Here is a 23,507-nt window from a genome sequence, read left to right as displayed (position 1 = left end):
CTAATTTATCGGGGCGTTGAATCTCAACTTGTCCACAACGAACAATAAGCATTGCTTCTCTTGGCATTCGCTTTCGACGTGAGTCTGCGGGAACGTTAATTATATAAGTACCTTCACAAGGCTGCTGACTTAAGTAGTCGAATAGTGATTCAGACCGCCCTAACAATCGACGATCTTGGCAAGCTCTTATCAGTAAATGATTGTTTTTATTGGGTACAGTTGCAAATTCTTCAAATAAATCCGATTCGCGGTCGCCAATATGAGTTACCATTTTTGCTCCACCCACTTCAAAGCATCGCTTACTACTTTCTGCCGATGCTAACCATTTGTAAGATTCTTTCTCCTCAATTGGTAAATTTTGATAGTCTCGTTGATGTTTGTCTGCATGGTTTATAGCTCGGCTCCACAGTTTTACTGTGCTTAACCCCAGTGGAAATCCACTCTCACCATCTAATACCAATGTTGGATGGATATAAAACCCCACATCTGTGTTATTGCCTACTACTCCTAATCCTGGCGGTGACAGCCTACCTGCATGAGACTGCAAGTTAATCTCGCTAGTATCGCTAATCGCCAATACGTGTCGTTTTGCCAGATGAAACTCGCAATCATCCGAAAGGCTACGTACTAGTTCTGATAGTGTTACGTTTTCATTCTCCAAAAACCGATAATAACCCATCTGTTCTGCCCAATTTCGACTGATTTGCCGGATATTTATCGATTGGTGCTTACGAATCGCCTCGTATAATGCTGCCCCCTTTTTATCAGCCTTGGGTCTCCAAATGCCGTTCCTGGTGTCGTCGAAGCGTGAATTAAGATTGGATTATCCATAGTTTTTGCTTCTCAAAAATCCTCTGCACCTACTTTACATCCGACTTGTGTATACACGGTAGCTTTTTTAAGGGGGGTTAGGGGGGATCTAAACGCTGTGAGGCAACTCTCAAAGACTTGTATACACCGTAGCCCAAAGGAGAGGGACTTAGGGTGAGGGCTTTTGATCCCTCCAATCCCCCTGCAAAAGCAACAGGGCTGTTTCATTGCCTCAAAGGTTGATAAGGGGTAGAAGTAGGTTGAGGATTTGATGGCTTGCTGGACTGGGGAGTTGACCCACTCCAAACTTGATTGAACTGAGCTACCGACAACGACTGTAAAATACTGAGATTAAGCGGCTGTTTGCTGATAAAAGTGGCGTAGGAAGGCTGCAAATAGGAACGATATTCAGGGCGGTTGAGGAGATGGGTTTCTAAAAAAGCGACGCTGAGGGCGTTGAGATAAGAATAAACAGCAGCACGATCGGGGCCCAGCAAGGCAGGTGGCACAGGTAAGACATCGTTTTCAGGAGTAGGTTCGGCGATCGCTGAAAAGTGGGTGGCATTTTCAATCAAAGCCAAGTACTTATTGGAGTCAGAAAGCCAGGTAAAGGGGCGAATTTGCTCAAATACGGGTGGTGCAAAAACATCTTGGCTACCTGTTACCAACATGACGGGAGTTTTAATTTGACTGATTCCCCCCTGACCCAAAACTGAGCTGTCAATGGGATTAATCGCAATGATGGCTTTGATGCGATCGTCTTTCAGTTCGTAATTCTTTGGAGGTAACTCGTTTGCTTGACACTGCAAAAACAGCGACAAATTAAAGGATGAATTATCGGGATTACAGTCTTGGCGCAATTGCTCAAAGTTAATATTGGCTCCTGCTAAAGTCAAAACAGTATAACCACCAAAGGATTGACCGATCGCCCCAACTTGCTGAAAATTGAATTTTCCCTGGAGAGTGGGATCGGATTTATCTAGACGCTGGAGTTCATTTAGTAGATATTTGATATCCAAGGGTCGGTTGACAAATTCTGCTGCATCTGGCGGCCCTGCCAAACCCGCAAAATATTGTTGAAAGCGTTCGGCATTACTACCAGGGTGTTCCAGTACGGCAACAGCAAAACCGTATGATGCTAGATGTTCAGCCAAGTAGACAAACGTAGAGCGATCTGAGGCCAGTCCGTGAGAAATTACAATCAGGGGAAAGGGAGGCGAGAATAATTCTCCAGTGTTTTGTGAACCTGCTGAAGGGAGATAGATATCCACAGGTAGACGGCGCGAGCGAGAAATGTCATTTAACTCCAGGCTTTTTTTCTGCCAGGTAAATTTTCCTGGCGATCGCAAATCTGGTTTTTGGGAGAAATCAATTTTGTCAGTGGCTGCTTGAGCGATCGCTTCTTTTTGAAGAGAGGCAAAAACTTCATCCTTTTTTTTAATCAATTGCGACAAGTCATCGACTATCCTCAACCCCTCTGTGAAATTCACCCGTATAGTATCGCTAGGAAATTTCCGCAGTAAATTCACAACCGTTAACCCCTCTTGTCGATCGGCAGCAGACAAAATTAAAGAGGCGCGTATGGCATAGAAGCCATTTTTTCGAGACTCAGTGAGAAGTAATTTTCCCAGTTGTTGCACCAACTGCTCGCCTATCGGTGAGTAGGTAACTTGAGATACTAGTGTAGGAGTGAGATTAAAGCGCTGCTGGAGTAGATCCCGCAGTTGAGCGAGTTGTTCGGGAGTCGCACGGTTAGCATAAAATGAAAAATCTTGATCGATTTTGCCTTCTTTAGCAAAGGTTTCCAGCGAATCCACCGATAAGGAAAATTCGCCGAAGGGAGGATAATAAAAGCTAATGCGTTCAGCCCCTAATCCGGGAGTAGCAGTTAAGAACGTAGATAGCAAACCTAAACCCAGATATCTCAAAAATTTTTTCATTAGAAAAACCCACTATCTAACCCTGCTTAAACTTGTTTGGGCAGGGAGGAAAGCGGGGCGGGATCTATAACCGCTTTCCTGTTTAATTGGTTTAGATATATCAAACAGGCTACAAGCACAATAAAGCAAGTACTTACCAGAAATTTGACAGGAGCTTTGAACGAGCAAAATACATGAGTAGCAAATTTTTCAGTCAAACAGCATCAGTAGCGCGATAATAGATATAGAGATCAAAATTAAGTTATATGTCCATTGCTTCCTGCGCCTGTTGTGTTGTCGTCCTCAACCAACAACAAGAGCAAAATATTTCCCACCAAAACCAGTGCCAGGATGTGCCAGTTAACCACAGTAAGAGCACGGTTAAAAATTGCACTGTAATTGAAAATGGCCGGGTGGTCGTTAAACCCTTACAACCACCACTCAATGAAACTTCCGAGTAACTTTCAGGAATTTTACGCCTTCACTCTAAAGGTAAAACATCGTGGAAGTGGTTGTAATCAATGTAGCGATGTCCATCAGGTGTGTGGTGAAAGATATCGACAAATTGATTGTTCCACAAAATGTCATTCGCACCATAGCTATGACGGGCATGGACGACCTGGGCAACCGTTTCATCAATCCCACTTAAAGAGACAATCAGCATAGTATTTGTCTGGGTTAACGATTCTGATGTCATCCCATACAAAGGACTAAACTCATCAATGACATGCATCACTGACCAGCTTAACGTGAAGCTAGGTGTTTGGTTCCTCACCAGTTTGAGATCGTGGAACCGACGCATGAACTGTCCTTCTAGGGTTACTTCGTCGCGCATCAAGTAGACTCGCATCTGCGCTTCCAGAATCGTATTGCGACGCTTATTAGCGCTGCGAAATATCAGAGTCGGCATCGCATTATGAGCTGTAATGACAGCAACACGGCTAAAGAGTACACGGGCTGTAGGTCGAGAGAACCGAGCAAATGCTAGTCCTGTCATCACAGCAATTCCTACCAAACCGATCATTGCTTCAATCGTGACAATAATGTTGGCGTAAGTTGTTTTCGGATACATTGCCCCATAGCCAATAGATGCTAGGGTTTGGACGCTAAAGAAAAAGACATCTAAAAAAGAGCCAGGTTGGGCGTTGGCAATACAATCTCCTCCTATCAAGTAAGCGAGGGCAAATAGAGCATTAATACTTACATAGAAAGTACAAATCAGCAGCAGAAAGCCAGTCCAGGGAATCGTTAGCAGCAGATGATAGGGATCGCGCCAGTAGGAATGCCATGCACCCATACCTATAATCTCAAATTTTCCATTTTTAACTTGAATCTTAATCGGTGAGATCAAACGCTGTCGTTTCTTGGGTGAAAGTCTCTTCAGTCGAAATTTCATTGCAAGTAGCCAAAAGAACGGCAACTACTTAGTATTGTAAATTAAGTTGCTTTAGAGACATTCACTCTAGACAAGTTAGGGAGTGTAGAGTGGAAATTTAAACTTTCTGTTCTTAAATCAGCAAAAAAATAGGGTGTGCAATGCCCACCCTACTAATTTATCTGCTAGAAACTTATAATAAACTTGTTGTTATGGCTTTAGTGATTGACCTTTAGAACAGCGGTCAAACCACTCCTGGTATTTTTTCTGGTGCGACTCATCTTCAACAGCGATGGTAACACGCACCTGCTTACAGCCGTTATTTCGCTCTAGTGCGATCGCATTCAATAATAAATTAGCAATTTTAGGTGAGCTAAACTCGCCGCTTACCGTTAAACCGTTATTATGTGTAGCTTCAAGTTTTTCGACTTCGGTCAAATCAAGCCCAGAAATTTCTTCTTGTCCTAAATCAATTTCTGCAAGTTGTTTGTGTTCTGGGCTAATTTGTTCCACAATCAGCTTTTCACGCCGGACAGGAACTTGTACCATCCGGGTTTCAATTACTTTGCGAACAATTACCTCACCAACTTTACGCTTACTGCTTTCAACAAATAGTCGTTCTTCTAGTAGACGAATAATCTGTTCTTCAGGAATCTGTTCTAAATTATTTAATGACTCAACTGGGCTATTTGTCGTTTGATTGTTAGCTACTTGCTCAGTTAAGTTCAAATCGCCTGGTGTTTCTGATTCTAAATATTCAGGCATATATTCAATTTCTGATTTGTTTAAGTCTATGAAAACAGATTGAGTCGGCTTATCTATTTTTTTTATTCTCTGGCTCTGCAACTGAAATAAAGAAGGATGTTTGTCAGCTAACTGCTGGCTATATTCAACAGTTTTTTGATTAGCCTGGTTCGATACAACGAGGTTTAGCCGACGATTACCATCCACAATTAAATCATGAACTACTCCTACTAGCTGACCTTGATTATCAAACACAGCAAAATTGTTCACTTTCTTTCTTAAATCTGCCAGCGAGGAGATAGTGCGAGAATTACCCTTTGCCTGTAAAGTATTTTTTGCCATAGTTTGGCCATTCATCTGGAAAGTTTACTAACTGCTTTCTACTTAGCTAAATTAAATGTATTAATCATCTGGATACCATTTAGAAAGTATTGGCGATCGATGGATTTATCCAACTCATATCCAGAGTAATATTTGCAATCAAAAACTCTAAGTGATATCAATACTTTTCGGTTCAGGGGGAAAGGGGAAAGAGAAAGGGTTTGAGTTTACCTTTAACCTTTCCCCAGACCAAAAGAGAGATTGTTGGGTTTATCCAAAAAGTATTGTAAGTGGTATCAGCTATTGTGAGCAAAGGTCAAGCTAATTCAATTGCTTCACCTATACTGTGTAGAATTAATTATTAGTCATTAGCGATTAACTAATGACTATTTTTAGTTAGCGTTCTTCAATGGGAAGATTACCAGAATTCACATCTAACTCTTCACGACGCACGGTTTCTTGAGTTTCAACTGTGTCTTGATCGACCACTTTTCTAACTCTGACTTCTTCACGCAAAAATGCTTCTTTGCGAACATCAGGAGTTTCTTCATGGATTTCTATGCGAGCAACTTCGCCTTCACGGAAGTCTGCTTCGCGCCCAGAAACAGCCGTACCCGCATCTGCTGGAGTTACACGTTCAATTACTATTCTTTCTCTTTCTACTGGCACTGCAATCCGTGCGGTATCAGTTTCAACATGCTTGCCAATCGTTACTTCTCCAGTTTTTTGGCGTCGTTTGCTGGCAATCAGCCGTTCTTCATACAATCTCAGAGTTTGATGATCTTGCTCATTTAACCCGTATAAAGCAGGCTCATTATCATAAGTGTAGCTATCACGGGCGTAAGTAGGAGTTGTACCTAATGATGCTACAGGCGCTCCTAAAGGATCTAATCCTGCTAAAGGGTCTAATGGTGTTGCAGCTTCTACAGGAAGGTTGTAGTCTGTGGGTTGGCGATATACCCCACGCACCCGTTCTTCATAATCGTAATCAAGGGTTTGACGTTCATCGAACTCAGGCAAATCTTCAGCTTGCTCTCTAGTCAAGCCAATTGTGTAAACGCGATCGACATCATAGTCGATACGGGCGCGGCCAATTGGTAGTAATACTTTTTTACCAAAAATCCAGAAGCCTAAGTCAACAACTAGATAGCGAAAATGACCTTCTTCATCAACTAAAACATCGCTAACAGTACCAACTTTTTCATCAGTTCCCTGTGTATAGACACCCAGCCCTTTAATGTCATGACCATCAAAACTCTCTTGATAGCTAGGCTCAAAATCTTCTAATTTGTAAAGAACCATTATGTTTAACCTCAAATATTTTTTTGTCATCTCTTAATATCTAAACTAGACATTTATTTATTTTTGTACATCCTTCTGCCGAATGAATTATTTCCAGAGTTAAATAATCGAAAGTTATAGAGAGTTTTGATGTTTTGATCGATGTGGCTAACTAGAGAAGAGAAACGAAATTAAGAGCATTCACTTTATTTTTGTAAAGATATGTCTAGCTTTAGTACACGAATTTTGCCAGATATAATAATATATTTCAGTATTAGAATTCTCACCGCAAAGTTTTGCATCTTTATATGCAAAAAATACAGATTTTTTGTATGGTGAAATTCCCTACTTCTTATAAGTCGGGAATCTTGTTATTGAATAAAATAAACACAGGCAAAGAGAAAAATTAACTTTGCCTGTATGATTATTTTCAAATAAATCTACTAAACAAATTGATGAGCCAGCTAATTAAATAGCCTCATGTCTAGCGATCGCAGTTTATTGCACATCTAAATTGCCCGCAGTATCAATATCTAATTCCTCTCGACGAATGGTGTCTTGTGCTTCCACAGTGTCCCGTTCTACTACTTTCTTCACCCGGACTTCTTCACGCACAAACGCTTCTTTATGTATCTCAGGAGTTTCTTCGTACACTTCTATGCGTGCTACTTCCCCTTCTTGAAACTGAAGTTCATTGGGATTTACAACCTTTCCTGCTTCTGTTGGCGTAACTCGCTCAATTAGAACTCGTTCTTTTTGAACGGGTACTGTAAGGTTTACAGTTTCTGTTTCAATATGCTTCCCAACCGTTACTTCTCCGGTTTTGATGCGTTGTTTGCTGGCAATTAATCGTTCTTCATACAGTCTAAAAGTTTGATGAGATTGATCGTTCAACCCATACAAATCTGGATCTTTTTGGTAATTGTATGTATCGCGATCGTAAGTCACACCGCTGGTTGGAGAACGAAATACACTACGTACCTTTTCTTCGTAATCATTATTAATGATCGCGTCTTCTGTATGATCGGGTAAACCTTCTATTTGCTGTCTGCTTAACCCGTCAACATAGACGCGTCTTTCTGGATAACTGATCCGGCAAAGACCAATTGGTAGTAAGATTTTCTTGCTAACAAAATCTAAGCTTATATCAATAATTAAATACCGGAAATGACCATCATCATCAACTAAAACGTCAGCAACTGAGCCAACTCTGTCTCCTCCGCCAGTATAGAGATCCAGCGCTTTGAGATCGTCTCCGCCAAAAGTGTCTCGATAATTTTGGTCAAAATGTTCAAGTTTATGAAGAGGCATACGCTGTTCCTAAGTTGTTTATAAGGTTTATTTTCTAGTGTAAAAAATATTGCGCTAAGTATCCTCCTGCTGACGACTGAGTTTAATGGAGATATTTGAGGATTTATATTATTACAGGAACACTCAATGAAACAGCCCTGCATTTTCAGGGGATTGGGCGATCTAGTGTGCGTAAGTCCTAATTAAGAGCCAATACTGAAACAATGGGAGTAGACATTACAGAACCATGCAGATTATGAGTGAACTTCCAAATACTCTTGAAGATGCGATTGCCCAATCTCGCGTAGCCGTTCAAACTGCCCTTGCAGATGGCTGTACTCGCTTACAAGTTGAGTTCCTGTTCCCAGAACTGAAGTTTATGCCGGTGGCGGAACAATTTCTGCCGGCATTTACAGATTATGATTCCCGTTTGAAGATTTTCTTTGCTGACGCTGGCGCTGCGGCTCTAGCCCGTCGTGATTGGGCAGATGCACCATTTCAAATTTTGGATATTGGTACGGGTAGGGCTGCTTCTTTGCAGACAAAAATTCAGCCAGAGGATGAAATTTTCTTATTCATCGCCCCCACATCCGTAGAAGTGCCGCAGTTGGAAAAGCTGTGTGAAGTAATAGGCGATCGCCCTTTAGTCTTGTTAAATCCTCGCTTAGAAGATTCTGGAACCGTGGGCATTGGTTATACAGCGAGAAAAATCCGCGATCGCTTTATCAGTACCATTGAATCCGCTTATTACGTGCGCCCCATAGACGATGAAAGTGCCCTATATCGTTGCTACCCAGGACAGTGGGAAGTTTGGCTGGAAACCGGTGGCGAATATCAAAGAATTGCCGAATTACCCACAAAACCATCTGGTGATGATTTGGATCTCATTGTTTTAAAAGGACAACCGCGAACAACAACAGACGCGACACCTGTGAGAAAGCCCAGTGTATTTAAGAGTTTGCAACGCTTCTTAAAAGCATTGAGTAGTTAGGATAATGCAGAGGTAGCAGGAGGAAACTTAATCGCCTGCTGCCTCCTCGGTAAGTTTTCTATTGATATACCTTTTGTCAACGGTGCAACACATGTAGAGCGAATGATCTAAAGTATGATCGGAATACTTCGCTAGAAAACTCTTAAATAGCTATGACACTTGAAAACCTTGAAGCTGAAGTTTTGGCACTTCCAAAAGACTCTCAAGCGGCACTACTGGCTCGACTCCTTGAACATTTGGGCAAAAGTGGCGAAATTGATCGAGAAGTTGCATCCATTTGGGCAGAGGAAGCTGAACTGCGCGATCGAGAAATGGATAGCGGTAAATTAAGTGGTATTTCTGCCGAAAAAGTTTTTCAGCAAATTCGTGCATCTGTGCAATGACAAACGTTATATTTCATCCCTTAGCAGAGCAAGAATTAATTGATGCTGTAGCCTATTACGAAGAGCAAAAACCCGGACTTGGGCTGGAGTATCTTGGAGAAATAGAACACGCAGTAAACTTCCTCATCCAATATCGAGAAGCTGGTTCAAAAGTTCGAGGCTCCCTTCGCCGCCTGATTTTGCCCAAGTTTCCATATTATTTGTTGTATCGTATTCTAGAAGACGATCGGATTCGTATTTTGGCAGTCGCACACCACAAGCGTAAACCGCAATACTGGGTTGATCGAGAGTAGTTGACAGTGGACTAAATAGCGCTTGCACTCAGAATGGAGGACGACTCAAGGAAGGGGGTTTTTGGAGTCAGTGTGCATATCAGAGTTAGGGGCATCAATGGTATTTGATATTTATGCTTCGGTGCAGAAATGTTAAATATTGATACAAAACTTTACATACAAATTTCTTGGAAAGGTTTTTGTGGGCGGTGAAAACTTGCTTTTGTAAATTCAATAAGACTTAAGCAAAAAGCCTTTATCCCACAGCATAATCAATATATTTTGCCAAAATCATAGGAAAAGAAGAGAAGTGAGAAATTTTACTATTAACTTCTCACTCCTCACTTTTTTAATTCGCTTGCAATGGGGCGTTTAAAACTTTCTCGATGCGATCGCGCGTTTCTAATAAGTGCGCTTTGGTATATTCATCCTCGGAATTAACCCCCTTAAGTTTTTCATCAAGTTGCTTTAGTTTATACCAAGCTAAAGTACGAGCATCTTCTGGAACATTTTCTTTTCGCAATACCATATCTGTCAAAATGTCCAAATATTGACGCTGCAAGCCTCGCCGCAAACTGGCGATTTTCATTGGTTTACCTTTTGGTTGGATAACTTCCGTCCAAATACCTGATTGTAAAGTGTCAAATAGTTCTGGTAAAGTCAGCGCTTTTCCTTCGGGAGTTTTGAGTTCAATATCTTTGAGACGAGAGAGGCGATCGCCTGAGAGTAAATCTCGCAACACAGAACCTTGCATTAGTAGCACCAAGTCATGAATGGGAAAATCCAAACGACCAACTTGTGGAGAACTACCCCAATGTCGCCAACGAGAAGGTGCTAATTTATTGAGTAATTCTGGTGAAAAACTCAGGGCATCTTCTGCAAATACATATTTTTGCAGCGTTTCTAAAGCTTGGCGTTGTTCTTCAACTGGTACTGGTTCAAATGGTAAACGGTGTTGGAGAACTCCAGAGACTTTCTCGGCAGGTAGCTCGCTGGGGTGAATGCGATAGAAAGATTGTCCCCCGATGTATTTTGTGGTGAAATATATTTGCTGGAAATAGTTACCCAATACTGTGCTAAAACGTTCGCTGACATCGCTGTAACTATCACCAGCCATTGGGAAACGTTTATCCAGACGTTCCCACATCACCCGCGAATTATTCAATTGCCACTGAGAATAAAGCAGCACATTACCGCTGTTATCCCAAGCATTAGCTGTGGGGTCAAGGTCATATACATCTTCATCTGTGGAATAACTCAACTCTGGCTTGTAGGATTGTGCAGCAATTTCCTCCAAAATTGGCTTTTCTGCTAGAGGAGTTGATGTCTGAATTGTTGTGTAGCCGTACTTAATTGCCCATTCATCATAAGGCCCCACCATACTCGGAAAATAATCTCCTTGTTTTGTACCTTGAGGGGCAATATTTGGGGGAATATAGTCCATGACAGAAGTTGTCAGACCTTTATTTTTGGTAACTTCTGTATTATTCATCTCCTGTGGTGGTAGCAATGTACTACCACGGAAGTTATGACGTAAACCAAGAGTATGTCCAACTTCGTGAGCGATGATTAAACGTAAATATTGATTAATATATTCTTTTACCTTGTCTGGAGTAGCCATAGTATCAGGCAGCAGAGACATTGCCAGTGAACCAAAGGCAAACTGGTTAGCAGCTTCCATGCCATAGCATAAATCGTACTCGCCTGCCATTTTCGATAAACGATTCAACAACCCTTGTTGTCCTTGCATCTTCTGGGGGACACCATTGTTTTTCCCATCTAAACCATTGGCGCAAAGTAGACGATTTTGCATCAAAGCTGATAAAGTCGTGTGATTTTCTGTTTGGCTGGGTTGGACGATTTTGCGATATTCACCCTTGAGTGCCCGGATAAAGCTAGCATCTACGAGAATATCTGCATCTAAAATTTCCCCTGTCAATGGGTTAACGCGAGATGGCCCCATTGCAAAGTAGCCATCGACTGTGTTTATCCAGCGAATCGTGTTGTAACGAATATCTGCCGGGTCCCAGGTAGCATCATCTGGCATTTGGCGGACTTCAATTGCATCCTTGAATCCGGCTTTGAGAAAGGCTTTGTTCCACATGAGAACGCCTTCTTTCATCGCATCGCGGTATTCTAAGGGCACAGCGTTATCAATCCAAAAAACAATCGGTTTTTTGGGGTGAGAAATGACTGCTTTCGGGTCTTGTTTTTCTAAATGCCAGCGATTTATGTAGCGGACAAAAGAATCGCCGCGATCGTCGTCTTTGGATAAATCTTGGTAGGCGGTGATGAAATAGCCGATGCGATCGTCAGCAAGGCGCGGTCGATAATCTAGATCGGGTAGTTGGGAGAAACTGTAGTGAACGCGCAGGGTAAAGCCACGGTTGTCAGCTAGCGACCCAAAGTTTGTCACTTCACTGTTGGGGTCAACGCTACTAGAGTAATTCAAAATTGACTCGACTTCTAAGTTTTGGGGAAAGGCTTTAGCAGTACCAAAATAGGACTGGCTTGTGGTTTTTGGAACTCCTAAACCTACAGACAATCCAGCTAAGTCTGTGAGTAGTAAATCTTCCAAGTCAATGAGAATAGTTTTGCGTTCTGGATGAATGCTTTTAATGGGAATGGTGTAGAGAACAGAATCACTAAACGATCGCGTCAGCGATCGCACCTGAGGATCTCCCTCACGAGTGCGAAAATTCACATTGCGGATCACAAAGTGTAATTTATCATCCACCCGTTTGAAATAAAACAAAAAATCTTGCAGAGGCATACCACTGTAAATACCCTGTTCGCCAATACCCGATTCCAGGGTTGCCGTAGCTAGGTAATTTTTATTAAGTTGTTCTGGCTTAATTTCTAGATAAATCTTATTCTTTTCTTTATTACGATAAAGGGTGAACAATCCCCCAGATTTTTGGGTGTTTTTAATTACTTCGTTAAATGGCTCTAAATCATCCTTTGCTGCTGGTTTTGCGGTTGTACTAGGCTTTGCATTTGCTTTCTCTAAGGGGTTTTCAACTTGTAAAAATGGTTGCTGACCTGCTTGTTTCAGGTTTTTTACTATCCAAATAAACGGTTGAGGCTCTGCGTGTTTATTTGGATTAACTACCCAAACTTGATTTGACGCTAGCCTCTGTTTCTGAGGAATATTAATATTATTTGATGATAAGGCTGAGATTTTCGTTGAAGAAGTTTCTGTCGATAACTGACTATTGAATTTCTCTCCACTTCTGACTGTAACCACATCTTCTCCAACAATATGCTTGGCGGTATCAACATTGTTAACAAACGGTGACTTAGCGCTAGCTGTGGCTATTCCTAAAAATAAACTATGTAACAAAATCATATAAAAGGTTAATCTGTTCATCGCATTCATTACCTGATAACTATCTCTCGTTAATTTTTAACTTTTGCAAAGCCATATAGCTTGCCCTCTGGCGATTATCTTAGCTGCTTTATATTAAGCAATAAACTTTCAGTTTAAATTTTAATTGCCATTTTTCAGCTTTGTTATGCTGTTTTAGTGTAGGATTTTTTCTAACAATTGCATCTCCTACAAACAGTAAGTATGATTTTTACATCAGACTGGGAAATTTATTGCAGAAAAAGTATCACAAATTAGCTAAATCATAGAATTAGTTGAGCTGGGAAATAATTTTGAAGTTAACACTTTATTTATATTATGAGAGGAAGCTTAAGGCTACTACAGGTGAGCGAGAAGCCGCCATTCAGAAACGCCATTGGCAAATTCATCAGAAGTAGCCTACCCTAAATATCGCCAACTCATGATTTTTTTACTATAGTATTTATTTATACTATTGATTGTTGTGAATGCAAAGCAAACTACCATAGAAAAGTTTTTAATTCAGGATTATCAAAAACAGTTATTTAAATGTAACAACGGAAACAAAAATGTCAACATATTTATCTCAAGTTTGGCAGCTGCTGAGAAATTATGTGAGTGGTGCAAGGTTACAAGAGATGCCAAAGACCACATCGCTAGAAACTGAAGCAGTTTTACCTCTAGGAAAAAATATTAAAGAACCAGACAAAAGCGTTAGATTCGCACAAGATAATTTGCAGGAATATTTATACTCTCCAAGACTGCAAAAAAGCTTAGAAAAATGGACAATACCAAAGAACGGTTTGAGTTCTCAGATAGACGATCGCACATTGGGCACTTTATCCACTGGGTTTTGCTTTAAAGTATGCGATCGCCAGATGTATGAAGAGATTTATGATTTATTGGGCAATGCTGCCCTGAAACCTGAAGTAGTCAACCAACTAATGGAATTGGTTGTGACTGGTCAAAAAATTCGTCCAGAATTGCTTTTTGGGCGGCTAGAAGATTTTTATCGTCGCTGGTGTCAGGGAGAATTTATTGATGGCACACCAGATGATAACCTGCCTCAGAAAACAAAGTTAAAGCTAGCGGCACAAAATATTGCGATCGGCTTGAGACAGATAGACATATATACAGGGCTGAACGTACTGATTTTATTATTAGAGTTACACCGTTACGCTCAAGGGCAAGATGAACTCAAACAAAAAATCATCTTCTATCCATCCGCCCAACCGGACACAGACAATTTTTTCACATCCCAACTGCTGCGGATTATTAATTATAGCGATGCCCTGGAAATTGGCAACTTTAGCAGTATAGTTGGACAATTTCTCAAAGGCGGCAACTTTAGGGGTGCTTACCTCGGCGATGCCAACCTTACCGGGGCAGACTTTAGCGGTGCTGACCTAAGCCTTGCTTATCTCGGCGATGCCAACTTAACTGGCGTAAACTTCAGTGGAGCCAACCTTAGCGGTGCCAACCTCGGCGATGCCAACCTCAGCGGCGCCAACCTCAGCGGTGTTAACCTCAGCAGTGCCGACCTCAGTAGCACCAACCTCAGTGGTGCTAACCTTAGCTGTGCCAACCTTAGCCGCGCCGACCTCAACCGCGCCGACCTTAGCAATACCAACCTTAGCCGCGCCGACCTTAGCCGCGCCGACCTCAACCGCGCTGACCTTAGCAGCACTAACCTCAGCCATGCTGACCTAAGTAACGCTATCCTTTTCGGTGCAAATCTGAGTGAAGCCAATCTTAATAGCGTCAGCCTTAGCCACGCTGACCTTTGCCGCGCCGACCTCAGTGGTGCTGATTTGAGTCACGCCATCCTCAACGGTACTAACCTCAGTGACACAATTCTTTTCAGTACCAACCTCAGCAATGCTATCCTGGTTGCCGCAGACCTCAGCTATGCCAAACTTAACGGTGCCAAACTTAATAATGCCAGACTTAACGGTGCAATGTTCTTAGGTGCCGACCTCAGCGGCGTAGATTTGAGTCGGGTAATTCTCAACGAAGCTGACCTCAGCGGCGTGATTCTCAACGACGCCGACCTCAGTGGCGCTGACCTCACCGACGCTATCCTGTTTGGCACAGATTTCAGCTATGCCAACCTTAACAGTGCTAACCTCAGTGGCAGTAACCTCAGTGGTGCTATCCTCAACGGTGCGGATCTTAGCCATAGCAACCTCAGTTACGCCATTCTCGGTGGTGCAGACCTTAGCGACGCCAATCTAGAAGAGATGATCTGGGGTAAAAAGCAGCAGTGGGAAGGAGTGCGGGGATTAGAAACAGCAGTTAATATACCGGAGGCGTTGAAGGAAGAACTGGGACTGAATTAAGGTGAGGCGAGATTTTATCCTAAACTTTAAAAAGCCAATACATTTATGTATAGGTTTCTCTCCTTAAGTAGAAAGCCCCCAGATAAATCCAGGGGCTTGGGTAATTTTGATTGCGATCGCCTACGGTCGTTACGCGATGTCTACGACGGGCTACGCCTACGCAATCTGCGGTAAATGCACTCTAAAATACTTAATTAATTACGGTGATTATTGTTGTAGTGAACCCTTGTACCTGCCCACAGCAACTTCTCCCGTAGCGTCTGATAGTAGGAATTGTTCTCGCGCAAAATAATAAATTTAGCCCGACACTCTGCCATTCGTACATCAACACGGTGTCCGGGCCAAATTGAAGTTCCCAAAACCCCATCTGTCCACAACTTGGTACTCAAATCGTAATCCCCCAAAGGCCAAATACTCACTACAGAACCAGGGGGTAAAACGAGGGGACGACTAGAAAGGCTCATTGCACAAATAGGAGTAATGGTAAGCGCCTCCATACCATCATGCATAATGGGCCCATTCGCAGAAACGGTGTAACCTGTGGAACCTGTAGGAGTGGAAATAATTAACCCATCCCCGACGTATTGATCGACTACCTCACCATCGATTTCCATTTCCAGAATTGAGGTGATCATTCGGTCAGCGGAGGCGGGTTTGACACAGAATTCATTCAAAGCCAGGTAACGTTCGCTCACTGGTTCTAAATTAGATCCATGACCCTCATACACCGCAGCTTGCAACATCATCCGTCGTTGGATAGCATAGCGATCCTCAAACAGTCGATCCCAAACTTTCTCTGTATCCTGAAACTCTTCCACTGACTCAGTTAAAAACCCCAGATGGCCTCCCACATTCACTCCCAGAATTGGGATACCAGCTGGGGCTAAATGTCTGGCACCAGTTAAAACAGTACCATCGCCACCGAGTACCAAAGCGAGATCGATTGGTTGACCCGCCGAAGCCAAAAAGACTGGATAGGGATTGTCTTTCGGCCCGCTAGGCCCCATCAACACTTGGCAATCGCGGCTTTCTAGTTGTTTAGCACAGATTTCTGCCCATTGTTTACTCCGGGCATCCCGCGCTTTATAAGCAATGATTACCTGCTTGAGTTGCACGCACAATTACCACTTCAGGAGATTAAACTGCTCCATATCGACGGTATCGCGGTTGCGATAAATGGCCAGCACGATCGCTAAACCCACCGCCGCCTCGGCTGCGGCCACGGTAATCACAAATACTGTGAAAACCTGACCCTTAATTAATGTTGAGTCGAGGAAGTTGGAAAATGCCATTAAATTCAGATTAACAGCATTGAGCAGTAATTCAATTGACATCAGTACCCGCACAGCGTTGCGGCTAGTAATTAAACCGTAGATGCCAATGCAGAATAAAGCTGCTGCTAGTAATAAAAAGTACTGGAGTTGCATGAATCTGGGTATCCCTCCTGAAAAAGCTGGCTGTTTATCTGCGATTCCGGTCGCAAATATTATTCTTTTGTTTCGCTGGTTGTTGATACTAGTTCTCTGGGGCGTTCTTGTAAAGTCAAAACAGTTTGCCCCACATTGGATCGTGTCAGTTGATCTGGCAAATACTCACGACGTGCCAAAATAATTGCTCCTACCATCGCGATCAGCAGCAAAATGGAAGCTAATTCAAAAGGTAGTAAAAAGTCAGTGAAGAAATGTTCGCCAATCAAAACTATAGAACTTTCACCACCGGCTACAGGAGCGGTTGAATACGCCCAAGGAGTAGCCAGTACCATCGTACTTAAAAGACCAAACAATCCTACACTGACTACACCCGTCAGTACTTTCCGCACCCAAGAGTTAGGAAATGCTACAAAATCTTGCCGCTTGTTCACCAACATAATGGCAAACAAAATCAGCACGTTAACCGCCCCAACGTAAATTAGTATTTGTGCAGCTGCAACAAAATCAGCATTTAGCAACAGGTAGATTCCCGCTATGCTGATGAACACACCCCCCAGCAAAAAGGCAGAATAGACGATGTTGGAAAACAGCACCACACCAATGGCTGCCCCAATCATCATCACGCCCAGTATGCCAAGTGATACTAACTGTACTCCTTCTGCTAGATTCACTGTTTTTTGTCCTTAGTCAATTGTCATTGGTCATTAGTCATTGGTCATTGGTCATTAGGAAAGGATAATGGACAAATGACAAATGACATTTATTTTTCTGTTTGTTCTACCAAGTCTTCTGGACGCGCACCTGCACGTGGCGCATCTGCGGGTAGTCCGTGAGGTTCGAGGACGCCTTTAGGTAGGTAAACTAGTTCGCGTAGTGGTGTCACCATTGGGTCATCTGTTACTTTATACGGCAGACGACCTAGCGCCACGCTGTCATAATTCAATTCATGGCGATCGTAAGTGGAAAGCTCATATTCTTCTGTCATAGATAGACAGTTAGTGGGGCAAAATTCCACACAATTACCGCAAAAGATACAAACTCCAAAGTCAATGCTGTAGTGGTTGAGTTTTTTCTTTTTGCTGGCTTTGTCGAATTCCCAATCGACTACAGGCAGGTTAATTGGACAAACGCGAACGCAAACTTCGCAAGCGATGCACTTATCAAATTCAAAGTGAATCCTACCGCGAAACCGTTCGCCAGGAATTAGTTTCTCGTAAGGGTACTGTACAGTAATTGGACGCCGCCGCATGTGGTCGAAGGTGACAGAAAGACCCTGACCAATGTAACGCGCAGCTTGTACCGTTTCTTTGGCGTAATCACCAACTTGTTTTAGGAACTTTAGCATTTTGTGTCTCTCTCTTCAGGTGATAAAAGTTAGGAGTGAGGAGTGAGGAGTTAGGAGTGAGGAGCTAGGAGTGAGGAATGAGGAGTTAATTAAAAACTCATAACTCATAACTCATAACTCATAACTCATAACTTATAACTCCTAACTCTCTCATTACCCGCCGAAGGCGAAGGGAAAGGCTAGTTTCAAGGCGGCAGTTAATAGGAGATTAACCAAACCAACTGGTAACAAAAACTTCCATCCTAAATCTAACAGTTGGTCAATCCGTACCCGTGGCACTGTCCAGCGCAACAGGATGGCGACAAACACTAGTAAATAGGCTTTGAACACGGTCATGGTGATACCCAAAGCCGCAGTTACTATCTGGAACACGGGATTTAATTCACTGACTCCCAGCCAACCAGCGATGAGGTTGAGGGGAATAGGAAAGTCCCAACCGCCCAGGTAGAGAATTGCTACTAGTAAGGAAGAAAGGATCAAGTTAACGTATGAACCCAGGTAGAACAGACCAAATTTCATGCCTGAGTATTCAGTCTGATAGCCGGCGACGATTTCTTCTTCCGCTTCGGGTAAGTCAAAGGGTAATCGTTCGCATTCAGCGAGGGCAGCTATCCAAAAGATCAGAAAACCAATTGGTTGTCGCCAAATGTTCCAGCCCAGAATGCCATAGCCAGACTGCTGATTGACAATATCAACGGTGTCGAGGCTATTAGACATCATAGCGATCGCTAACACTGCCAGCGCCAAAGGAATTTCATAACTAATAGATTGTGCTGCTGCCCGCAAGCCCCCTAAGAGGGAGTATTTGTTATTAGATGCATAGCCAGCCATCAGCAAGCCAATGGGTTGAATGCTTGACAAGGCAATCCACAAGAATACACCCATGCCCACATTGCTAATTACGATATTCTGTCCAAAGGGCACAATCAGGAACGACAGAAATACCGGAATTACAACAATAATGGGGCCAAGGGTAAACAGCCAGGGGTCAGACTTGGCTGGTACTATATCTTCTTTAAATACCAGCTTCAGACCATCCGCTACAGGCACTAGCAACCCAAAAGGCCCCTGGTATTCTGGCCCAATTCGCTGCTGTGCGGAGGCAGAAATTTTCCGTTCTAACCAAGTAGCAACTAATACCCCCACTGTTGCCCCAATCAGCATCAGTATCATTGGCAGCGGCATCCAAATCGCTTTGGCTGTTCCTGCTGGTATACCTAAATCCCGGAGGGATTCAATAAAAGTTCCTTGGAGGTCAATTCCTGAATTCATGTTTCCGCTCTTTAAGACATCGAGTCATGGTGAATTACAACTATTAGTTAAATTAATACCTGTAAATTCACCCATTTATAATTTTTGCTGTGATGACGTCCGATTGAAGATTTGTTGCCAATTCCCATGCCTAGTATATCGTTGGATGGTTTGACCACCCTGAAGCGAGATGAGAATTCTACTTATGGTTGGCATTGAGATTGGCTATTGAGGGATGGGGGATCAGGGGAGCAAGGGAGCAAGGGAGCAAGGGAGCAAGAGACCAGGGGGGCAGGGGAGCAGGGGAGCAGGGGAGCAGAGGAGAAGTTGTAGTAAGTCTTTCCCCTCTGCCCCTCTGCCTCTTATACCCAATGCGCAATGCCCAATGCCCCTGCCCAATCCCCTGTTAGCGTTGGTCAATTGGGGTATAAGTAACTTCGTGCAGACCGTTATAAACCTGGGTAGGACGGAAAATCCGGTTTTCTGCTAGTTGTTCTTTCCAGTGGGCTAACCAACCGGCAACACGGGCGATCGCAAATATTGGCGTAAACAAGTCTGTAGGAATACCCATCTTCCTATACACTAAACCAGAGTAAAAGTCAATATTTGGATAGATCCCTTTACTACCGAGTTTTTCCTCTACCACTCGTTCCATTTCTTGAGCAATGTCATAGAACTTGTCATAGCCAAACTTCTCAAACAGTTGTTCTGCTAGACCTTGTAAAATTATGGCTCGTGGGTCTTTTACTTTATACACACGATGTCCAAAGCCCATAATCTTAGATTTAGTTTGCAGACAATTCTCTATGTAGGGACGGACATTTTCCACAGAGCCAATTTTTTCCAACATCTGAATTACTTCTTCATTGGCTCCACCATGCAGGGGCCCGCCCAAAGTTCCTACAGCACTAGCAACCACAGCATAAGGATCGGTCAAGGTGGAAGCTGTCACCCTGGCACTGAAGGTAGAAGCATTCATTGTATGCTCGACTTGAAGTATCAAGCAGATATCAAAAATCCGCGCCATTAGAGGATCGGGTTCTTGCTCATTGAGCATGTATAGAAAGTTGGCCGAATAGTCTAAATCATCACGGGGACGCACCGGGTCATTGCCTTTTCGCATCAGTTGGAAGGCCGCCACCATCGTCGGAATAGTTGCTATCAGCCGTACTACTGAATCTCGAATATAGGCAGGATTATGTAAATCCCGGAGCGAATAAAACAAACCTAAAGCCGCAGCAGAGGCTTGCAAGGCATCCATTGGGTGGCCGCTTTCTGGAAAGCATTTCATCATGTCCCGAATGCGGTATTTTATCCGCCGGTGGTAACGAACTTCATGCTCAAATGTTTCCAGTTCTTCCTTGCTTGGCAGTTTATCCCAGATTAAAAGATAAGCAGTTTCTAAGAAAGTACTTTTTTCTGCTAATTCCTCAATCCTAATGCCACGATATTCTAGTATTCCTTTTTGCCCATCAACATAGCTGATACTTGATTGGGCGGCGGGAATGCCTTCTAAACCAGGCTTGTATTCGCACACCATCATGGCAACACCATTCGCTTTGTGAAATATCTGATCAAGCTAACTTACCAGAAATTTATTGTCGCCATAACAGTAGCCGTTCTAACAACAATCGAAAATGTTGAAAAACTGTTATAGCAGGTACTTGGGTGGTGTCAACCAAAACATCTGACTCCGACCCAAAGGAGAACCTGTTTCTGGTAGTTTTATCCCAATCATACCTGCTTTTTTCAAGACTAAGCTTGCTTTGACTTCTCCCCACAGGAGAATTTCTGCCCAACTGGTCAAATCAGGTTCGTGTCCAACCAGTGCCAGTTGGGTATTTTGGGAATAATTTCTTGGTTCTAACCAGTCTTTTAGCCAACTAGAAATTTGACCATCGTGGGCGAGGTAGCTAGATTCCTCTAACTGGGAGCTTAGTTTTTCTGCTATCAGGATTTCAGCCGTTTGGCGGGCCCGCACTAAGGGACTGGTGAGAATTAAATCAAAGTTTAAACCTAATTTAACAAGTTTCTGGGCAACTTTCTCAGTTTTTTGCCTTCCTTCTTTGGTAAGGCTGCGCTCCTCATCCTTGATGCCTAATCCCTTGTCTTCGGCGATGCCATGACGAATTAAATATAGTTCCATACTTTTAATTTTATTAGCGTAGCCCGTGCTGAGTTAGGAGTTATGTTTGGTGTGACTTAACCTATCCTAATCTTAATCATTATTACGTATTCATTGATCTGCCATCTGTCCGGTACAGTGCGGCGTTAGATATTCTAAGTGTTATGGATATGGCAATAGGTTTAAACCTTGAATAAATCTGTAATCCCGTTGGTTTTTTGTAATAAATGGGTAATTCCACACTATTGCTGTAGCTGCAATGAGACTATCAGGAATGAGCAAACCATGACTGAGCCGATAAGACCGCAATAAATCAACTGCTGTGTCAGATACAGCCTGGTCAATCTTAATGATGTAAAACTGCTTGAGGAAATTTTCTAGTGTTTGTAATTCTACTTTGTTACGACAACCAACCATTAGTTCCATTTGTGTGATTATGCTAATTGCCAAGCCAGAACTAGCTTTCAGATTTTGCAAACACTTTACTGCTTCAATAACACCGCAACCTGCATCAATTAGAATATCAGTATCAACTATCGTTGAGTTAGTCATGTGACCTTGACCACTCATTTTCTCGAACACCGCGCACCCAAGCAGTGCTATCAGCTAAATCTTGGCGATCGCTCCACATCCCAATAAAGCTATCATTTATCAAGTCAAAATCTGGCGACTGAGAGGCCAATTCAACTACTACATATTTTTGTCGCAAAAAAGCAATAAAGTCCATGAGTTGACGCTGTGCTTCAGGAGGAAGGGATAAAAACTCATTCAACAATTCTTGCTGTGTCATTCTTATGCCTTGAAAAATTTGAAGGTGATAACTATAAAATATTTTGACACCATTTACACTGCTGAAACCTCTGTTTCAAAAATTGTTGGCTGGGACGGCAGATTTCATCTTTTGGAACCTGTAGCTTTATTCCCTGAATTGTTCGATACTCAGTGGTTTGGAGAATAGGGGAAATATACACCATCATTGTTGTTGGATTAATGGCAATGAGGTTTAAGTCAAATAAGGTATGCAAATCAGCACGTAATAACAAACCATTTGACGGATGATTATTTTCAGTTTCAATGTAGGGAGTAATGTGGGCAGCTTCAAGTGCAGCCTCAGCATCAAAATTTGTAATTGCACATTTGTAAGAATATGCTTTCAGCAAAGACTGACGAAACTGTGATTGCCCTTGTCTCCTAACTATTGATACAGCAATTTTTTGACGAGCCTCAGCATCACTTGTACAAGTGAAGAAGTTTTCCTTATCAAGCTCTTCTATTGCGGGCAATAGTTCATTCGTCTCCGGCAATAGCTCCGAATCAATCGGCAGTATTTTAGGCTTCGGTTCTATCGGTGGTTCTGGAGGCTTCAGCATTTTGTCAATCTTCTCCAAAATTGATTTACAAGAACTTATTCTATTAATTGCTTTGACATATTTTGGATCAACTTCCAAGGCTAATTTATAAGCATCTATTGCAGCTTTATACTCCTTTTTTTGCTTAAAATCCTCTCCTTGCTCAAAGAAAATGTCAACAAGTCTACGTCTTCGTCTTTGCCTTTGTTGTATTAGGGAATGCTTCTCCCATTCTGAATCTAAAAATGGAGCAGCTTTACTATTGAATCTACAACCGCCACCTCCAAAATTAAAATTTATACCTTGAAATTGAGGTAATCTTCTTAAATTCCTTTGTTCCAGAGGGAAATCAAAATCAACAACTGAATCTATTTGAATGTAAACGAAAAAACATCCAGCATTATCGGATATGTACGCTTCACTTAAATCTGAATATTTTTTGCTATCTAAAACCTTTAGTTGATAATCTTTTGGTGCTGCAATAATATGACCAGCAGCAATAAAGCCACTAGGTTCATTGCCAGTATTTCCGCTTCTCTGAAAGTAGGCTCTATCTCCAACCTGTATGAATCTAGAATTCGAGCAACTCCAGAATGTTTCGTAGTATTCTCCTGATGAAATTTCTGACTTTATAAAGCCAGGAAGTTTACTATTTTTAATGATTCCTTGTCCACTGTTATATTTTGCTTCACCGTTGCAAAGAAAAATTATAGTTTCCATCATAAATAAAATTGACCGCTCATGATTATCATGATGCTAGCCATTTATCATACTAAATTTAAGCCGTATTTTTACTTAATTTAGACTATGAGTAGCGCTTGTTAGAGGGTAAATAACTTTACGATTATTCGTCAGCATTAGGATAAAAGTCTAAGTCTAAAATCTCATCGACAGAAAACATACAAGCGATCGCAAAAGCTCTGCTGTCTTCTCTGC

23 protein-coding genes and 2 pseudogenes are annotated in these 23,507 nt (G+C 42.4%); 7 read left to right on the top strand and 18 right to left on the bottom strand.

Annotation, left to right across the window (positions count from 1 at the left end; all coding sequences use genetic code 11):
• The coding region (locus ACM0OX_RS23515) for an IS4 family transposase (RefSeq protein WP_414517398.1) at positions 1–736 on the bottom strand (736 nt) is incomplete at its 3' end.
• Positions 737–1,034: 298 nt separating this feature from the next.
• Complete coding sequence (locus ACM0OX_RS23510) at positions 1,035–2,750, bottom strand: alpha/beta hydrolase (protein WP_414517394.1); 1,716 nt, start codon at positions 2,748–2,750, stop codon at positions 1,035–1,037.
• Between the two features lie 245 nt (positions 2,751–2,995).
• Here ACM0OX_RS23510 and ACM0OX_RS23505 point away from each other — a divergent pair, with 245 nt between their 5' ends.
• Positions 2,996–3,190: a hypothetical protein gene (locus tag ACM0OX_RS23505; protein WP_414517393.1), complete on the top strand. Its 195-nt coding sequence runs from the start codon at positions 2,996–2,998 to the stop codon at positions 3,188–3,190.
• 20 nt (positions 3,191–3,210) lie between these two features.
• Here ACM0OX_RS23505 and ACM0OX_RS23500 read toward each other — a convergent pair whose 3' ends face one another.
• The 4 genes from ACM0OX_RS23500 to ACM0OX_RS23485 all read right to left on the bottom strand — a co-directional run bounded on the left by ACM0OX_RS23500 (position 3,211) and on the right by ACM0OX_RS23485 (position 7,761).
• Positions 3,211–4,125, bottom strand: a complete 915-nt coding sequence (locus ACM0OX_RS23500; RefSeq protein ID WP_414517392.1) for an ion channel — start codon at positions 4,123–4,125, stop codon at positions 3,211–3,213.
• Positions 4,126–4,314: 189 nt separating this feature from the next.
• The gene (locus ACM0OX_RS23495; protein WP_414517391.1) at positions 4,315–5,190 is read right to left on the bottom strand and encodes a YsnF/AvaK domain-containing protein; all 876 of its coding nucleotides are present in this window, start codon (positions 5,188–5,190) and stop codon (positions 4,315–4,317) included.
• Positions 5,191–5,565: 375 nt separating this feature from the next.
• Complete coding sequence (locus ACM0OX_RS23490; RefSeq protein WP_414517390.1) at positions 5,566–6,471, bottom strand: DUF2382 domain-containing protein; 906 nt, start codon at positions 6,469–6,471, stop codon at positions 5,566–5,568.
• 477 nt (positions 6,472–6,948) lie between these two features.
• Positions 6,949–7,761, bottom strand: coding sequence for a DUF2382 domain-containing protein (locus ACM0OX_RS23485; RefSeq protein ID WP_414517389.1), 813 nt, complete (start codon positions 7,759–7,761; stop codon positions 6,949–6,951).
• Positions 7,762–7,996: 235 nt separating this feature from the next.
• Between ACM0OX_RS23485 and ACM0OX_RS23480 the strand changes: the two genes are divergently transcribed.
• The 3 genes from ACM0OX_RS23480 to ACM0OX_RS23470 all read left to right on the top strand — a co-directional run bounded on the left by ACM0OX_RS23480 (position 7,997) and on the right by ACM0OX_RS23470 (position 9,407).
• Positions 7,997–8,731: a DUF1995 family protein gene (locus tag ACM0OX_RS23480; RefSeq protein WP_414517388.1), complete on the top strand. Its 735-nt coding sequence runs from the start codon at positions 7,997–7,999 to the stop codon at positions 8,729–8,731.
• Positions 8,732–8,883: 152 nt separating this feature from the next.
• Entirely contained in the window at positions 8,884–9,114 is a 231-nt protein-coding gene (locus ACM0OX_RS23475; protein WP_414517387.1) for an addiction module protein, read from the top strand.
• Entirely contained in the window at positions 9,111–9,407 is a 297-nt protein-coding gene (locus ACM0OX_RS23470; protein ID WP_414517386.1) for a type II toxin-antitoxin system RelE/ParE family toxin, read from the top strand. The genes ACM0OX_RS23475 and ACM0OX_RS23470 overlap by 4 nt, the downstream gene beginning before the upstream one ends.
• A 328-nt stretch (positions 9,408–9,735) precedes the next feature.
• Here ACM0OX_RS23470 and ACM0OX_RS23465 read toward each other — a convergent pair whose 3' ends face one another.
• Positions 9,736–12,756: a zinc-dependent metalloprotease gene (locus ACM0OX_RS23465; RefSeq protein WP_414517385.1), complete on the bottom strand. Its 3,021-nt coding sequence runs from the start codon at positions 12,754–12,756 to the stop codon at positions 9,736–9,738.
• 545 nt (positions 12,757–13,301) lie between these two features.
• Here ACM0OX_RS23465 and ACM0OX_RS23460 point away from each other — a divergent pair.
• Positions 13,302–14,255: pseudogene (locus ACM0OX_RS23460) on the top strand (pentapeptide repeat-containing protein); the annotation flags it as partial.
• Here ACM0OX_RS23460 and ACM0OX_RS23455 read toward each other — a convergent pair.
• Complete coding sequence (locus tag ACM0OX_RS23455; RefSeq protein WP_414517397.1) at positions 14,150–14,419, bottom strand: pentapeptide repeat-containing protein; 270 nt, start codon at positions 14,417–14,419, stop codon at positions 14,150–14,152. The pseudogene ACM0OX_RS23460 and the gene ACM0OX_RS23455 sit on opposite strands and share 106 nt — an antisense overlap.
• On the opposite strand from ACM0OX_RS23455, the pseudogene ACM0OX_RS23450 reads away from it, so the two are divergent.
• Positions 14,352–14,732 (top strand): annotated as a pseudogene (locus ACM0OX_RS23450) (pentapeptide repeat-containing protein); the annotation flags it as partial. The gene ACM0OX_RS23455 and the pseudogene ACM0OX_RS23450 overlap by 68 nt on opposite strands.
• Positions 14,724–15,071, top strand: coding sequence for a pentapeptide repeat-containing protein (locus ACM0OX_RS23445; protein ID WP_414517395.1), 348 nt, complete (start codon positions 14,724–14,726; stop codon positions 15,069–15,071). The pseudogene ACM0OX_RS23450 and the gene ACM0OX_RS23445, both read left to right, overlap by 9 nt.
• A gap of 194 nt (positions 15,072–15,265) precedes the next feature.
• On the opposite strand, the gene ACM0OX_RS23440 is transcribed toward ACM0OX_RS23445, so the two are convergent.
• The 10 genes from ACM0OX_RS23440 to ACM0OX_RS23395 form a co-directional block, all read right to left on the bottom strand.
• Complete coding sequence (locus tag ACM0OX_RS23440) at positions 15,266–16,186, bottom strand: NAD(+) kinase (RefSeq protein WP_335196969.1); 921 nt, start codon at positions 16,184–16,186, stop codon at positions 15,266–15,268.
• Positions 16,187–16,192: 6 nt separating this feature from the next.
• On the bottom strand, positions 16,193–16,498 hold the full coding sequence (nuoK, locus tag ACM0OX_RS23435; protein WP_006199065.1) for an NADH-quinone oxidoreductase subunit NuoK: 306 nt from the start codon (positions 16,496–16,498) through the stop codon (positions 16,193–16,195).
• A 59-nt stretch (positions 16,499–16,557) separates the two neighbouring features.
• On the bottom strand, positions 16,558–17,172 hold the full coding sequence (locus ACM0OX_RS23430) for an NADH-quinone oxidoreductase subunit J (RefSeq protein WP_414517382.1): 615 nt from the start codon (positions 17,170–17,172) through the stop codon (positions 16,558–16,560).
• A gap of 89 nt (positions 17,173–17,261) precedes the next feature.
• Positions 17,262–17,846, bottom strand: coding sequence for an NAD(P)H-quinone oxidoreductase subunit I (gene ndhI / locus ACM0OX_RS23425; protein ID WP_190890175.1), 585 nt, complete (start codon positions 17,844–17,846; stop codon positions 17,262–17,264).
• A gap of 153 nt (positions 17,847–17,999) precedes the next feature.
• Complete coding sequence (gene nuoH / locus ACM0OX_RS23420; protein ID WP_194045704.1) at positions 18,000–19,118, bottom strand: NADH-quinone oxidoreductase subunit NuoH; 1,119 nt, start codon at positions 19,116–19,118, stop codon at positions 18,000–18,002.
• Positions 19,119–19,503: 385 nt separating this feature from the next.
• Positions 19,504–20,640, bottom strand: coding sequence for a citrate synthase (locus tag ACM0OX_RS23415; RefSeq protein WP_414517381.1), 1,137 nt, complete (start codon positions 20,638–20,640; stop codon positions 19,504–19,506).
• A gap of 108 nt (positions 20,641–20,748) precedes the next feature.
• Positions 20,749–21,243 carry a phosphohistidine phosphatase SixA gene (gene sixA / locus ACM0OX_RS23410; RefSeq protein ID WP_414517380.1) on the bottom strand — a complete coding sequence of 165 codons (495 nt, stop codon included), beginning with the start codon at positions 21,241–21,243 and terminating at the stop codon, positions 20,749–20,751.
• Positions 21,244–21,384: 141 nt separating this feature from the next.
• Positions 21,385–21,774 (bottom strand): type II toxin-antitoxin system VapC family toxin, encoded by a 390-nt coding sequence (locus ACM0OX_RS23405; protein WP_414517379.1) that lies wholly within the window; start codon positions 21,772–21,774, stop codon positions 21,385–21,387.
• Positions 21,767–22,012: a hypothetical protein gene (locus tag ACM0OX_RS23400; protein WP_414517378.1), complete on the bottom strand. Its 246-nt coding sequence runs from the start codon at positions 22,010–22,012 to the stop codon at positions 21,767–21,769. Before ACM0OX_RS23400 ends, ACM0OX_RS23405 begins: the two co-directional genes overlap by 8 nt.
• A 31-nt stretch (positions 22,013–22,043) precedes the next feature.
• Entirely contained in the window at positions 22,044–23,294 is a 1,251-nt protein-coding gene (locus ACM0OX_RS23395) for an HNH endonuclease (RefSeq protein ID WP_414517377.1), read from the bottom strand.
• Positions 23,295–23,507 lie beyond the last annotated feature (213 nt).

It is taken from the genome of Nostoc sp. PCC 9305, assembly GCF_963920915.1.
Taxonomy (GTDB): Bacteria; Cyanobacteriota; Cyanobacteriia; order Cyanobacteriales; family Nostocaceae; genus Nostoc.
This window is presented reverse-complemented; position numbering and strand designations above follow the sequence as displayed.

Coding starts and splice junctions, on each gene's coding strand:
- ACM0OX_RS23510 (WP_414517394.1), bottom strand. CDS start 2,750: ATGAAAAAATTTTTGAGATATCTGGGTTTAGGTTTGCTATCTACGTTC.
- ACM0OX_RS23505 (WP_414517393.1), top strand. CDS start 2,996: ATGTCCATTGCTTCCTGCGCCTGTTGTGTTGTCGTCCTCAACCAACAA.
- ACM0OX_RS23500 (WP_414517392.1), bottom strand. CDS start 4,125: ATGAAATTTCGACTGAAGAGACTTTCACCCAAGAAACGACAGCGTTTG.
- ACM0OX_RS23495 (WP_414517391.1), bottom strand. CDS start 5,190: ATGGCAAAAAATACTTTACAGGCAAAGGGTAATTCTCGCACTATCTCC.
- ACM0OX_RS23490 (WP_414517390.1), bottom strand. CDS start 6,471: ATGGTTCTTTACAAATTAGAAGATTTTGAGCCTAGCTATCAAGAGAGT.
- ACM0OX_RS23485 (WP_414517389.1), bottom strand. CDS start 7,761: ATGCCTCTTCATAAACTTGAACATTTTGACCAAAATTATCGAGACACT.
- ACM0OX_RS23480 (WP_414517388.1), top strand. CDS start 7,997: ATGAGTGAACTTCCAAATACTCTTGAAGATGCGATTGCCCAATCTCGC.
- ACM0OX_RS23475 (WP_414517387.1), top strand. CDS start 8,884: ATGACACTTGAAAACCTTGAAGCTGAAGTTTTGGCACTTCCAAAAGAC.
- ACM0OX_RS23470 (WP_414517386.1), top strand. CDS start 9,111: ATGACAAACGTTATATTTCATCCCTTAGCAGAGCAAGAATTAATTGAT.
- ACM0OX_RS23465 (WP_414517385.1), bottom strand. CDS start 12,756: ATGAACAGATTAACCTTTTATATGATTTTGTTACATAGTTTATTTTTA.
- nuoK (WP_006199065.1), bottom strand. CDS start 16,498: ATGCAACTCCAGTACTTTTTATTACTAGCAGCAGCTTTATTCTGCATT.
- ndhI (WP_190890175.1), bottom strand. CDS start 17,846: ATGCTAAAGTTCCTAAAACAAGTTGGTGATTACGCCAAAGAAACGGTA.
- nuoH (WP_194045704.1), bottom strand. CDS start 19,118: ATGAATTCAGGAATTGACCTCCAAGGAACTTTTATTGAATCCCTCCGG.
- ACM0OX_RS23415 (WP_414517381.1), bottom strand. CDS start 20,640: ATGATGGTGTGCGAATACAAGCCTGGTTTAGAAGGCATTCCCGCCGCC.
- sixA (WP_414517380.1), bottom strand. CDS start 21,243: ATGGAACTATATTTAATTCGTCATGGCATCGCCGAAGACAAGGGATTA.
- ACM0OX_RS23405 (WP_414517379.1), bottom strand. CDS start 21,774: ATGACTAACTCAACGATAGTTGATACTGATATTCTAATTGATGCAGGT.
- ACM0OX_RS23400 (WP_414517378.1), bottom strand. CDS start 22,012: ATGACACAGCAAGAATTGTTGAATGAGTTTTTATCCCTTCCTCCTGAA.
- ACM0OX_RS23395 (WP_414517377.1), bottom strand. CDS start 23,294: ATGATGGAAACTATAATTTTTCTTTGCAACGGTGAAGCAAAATATAAC.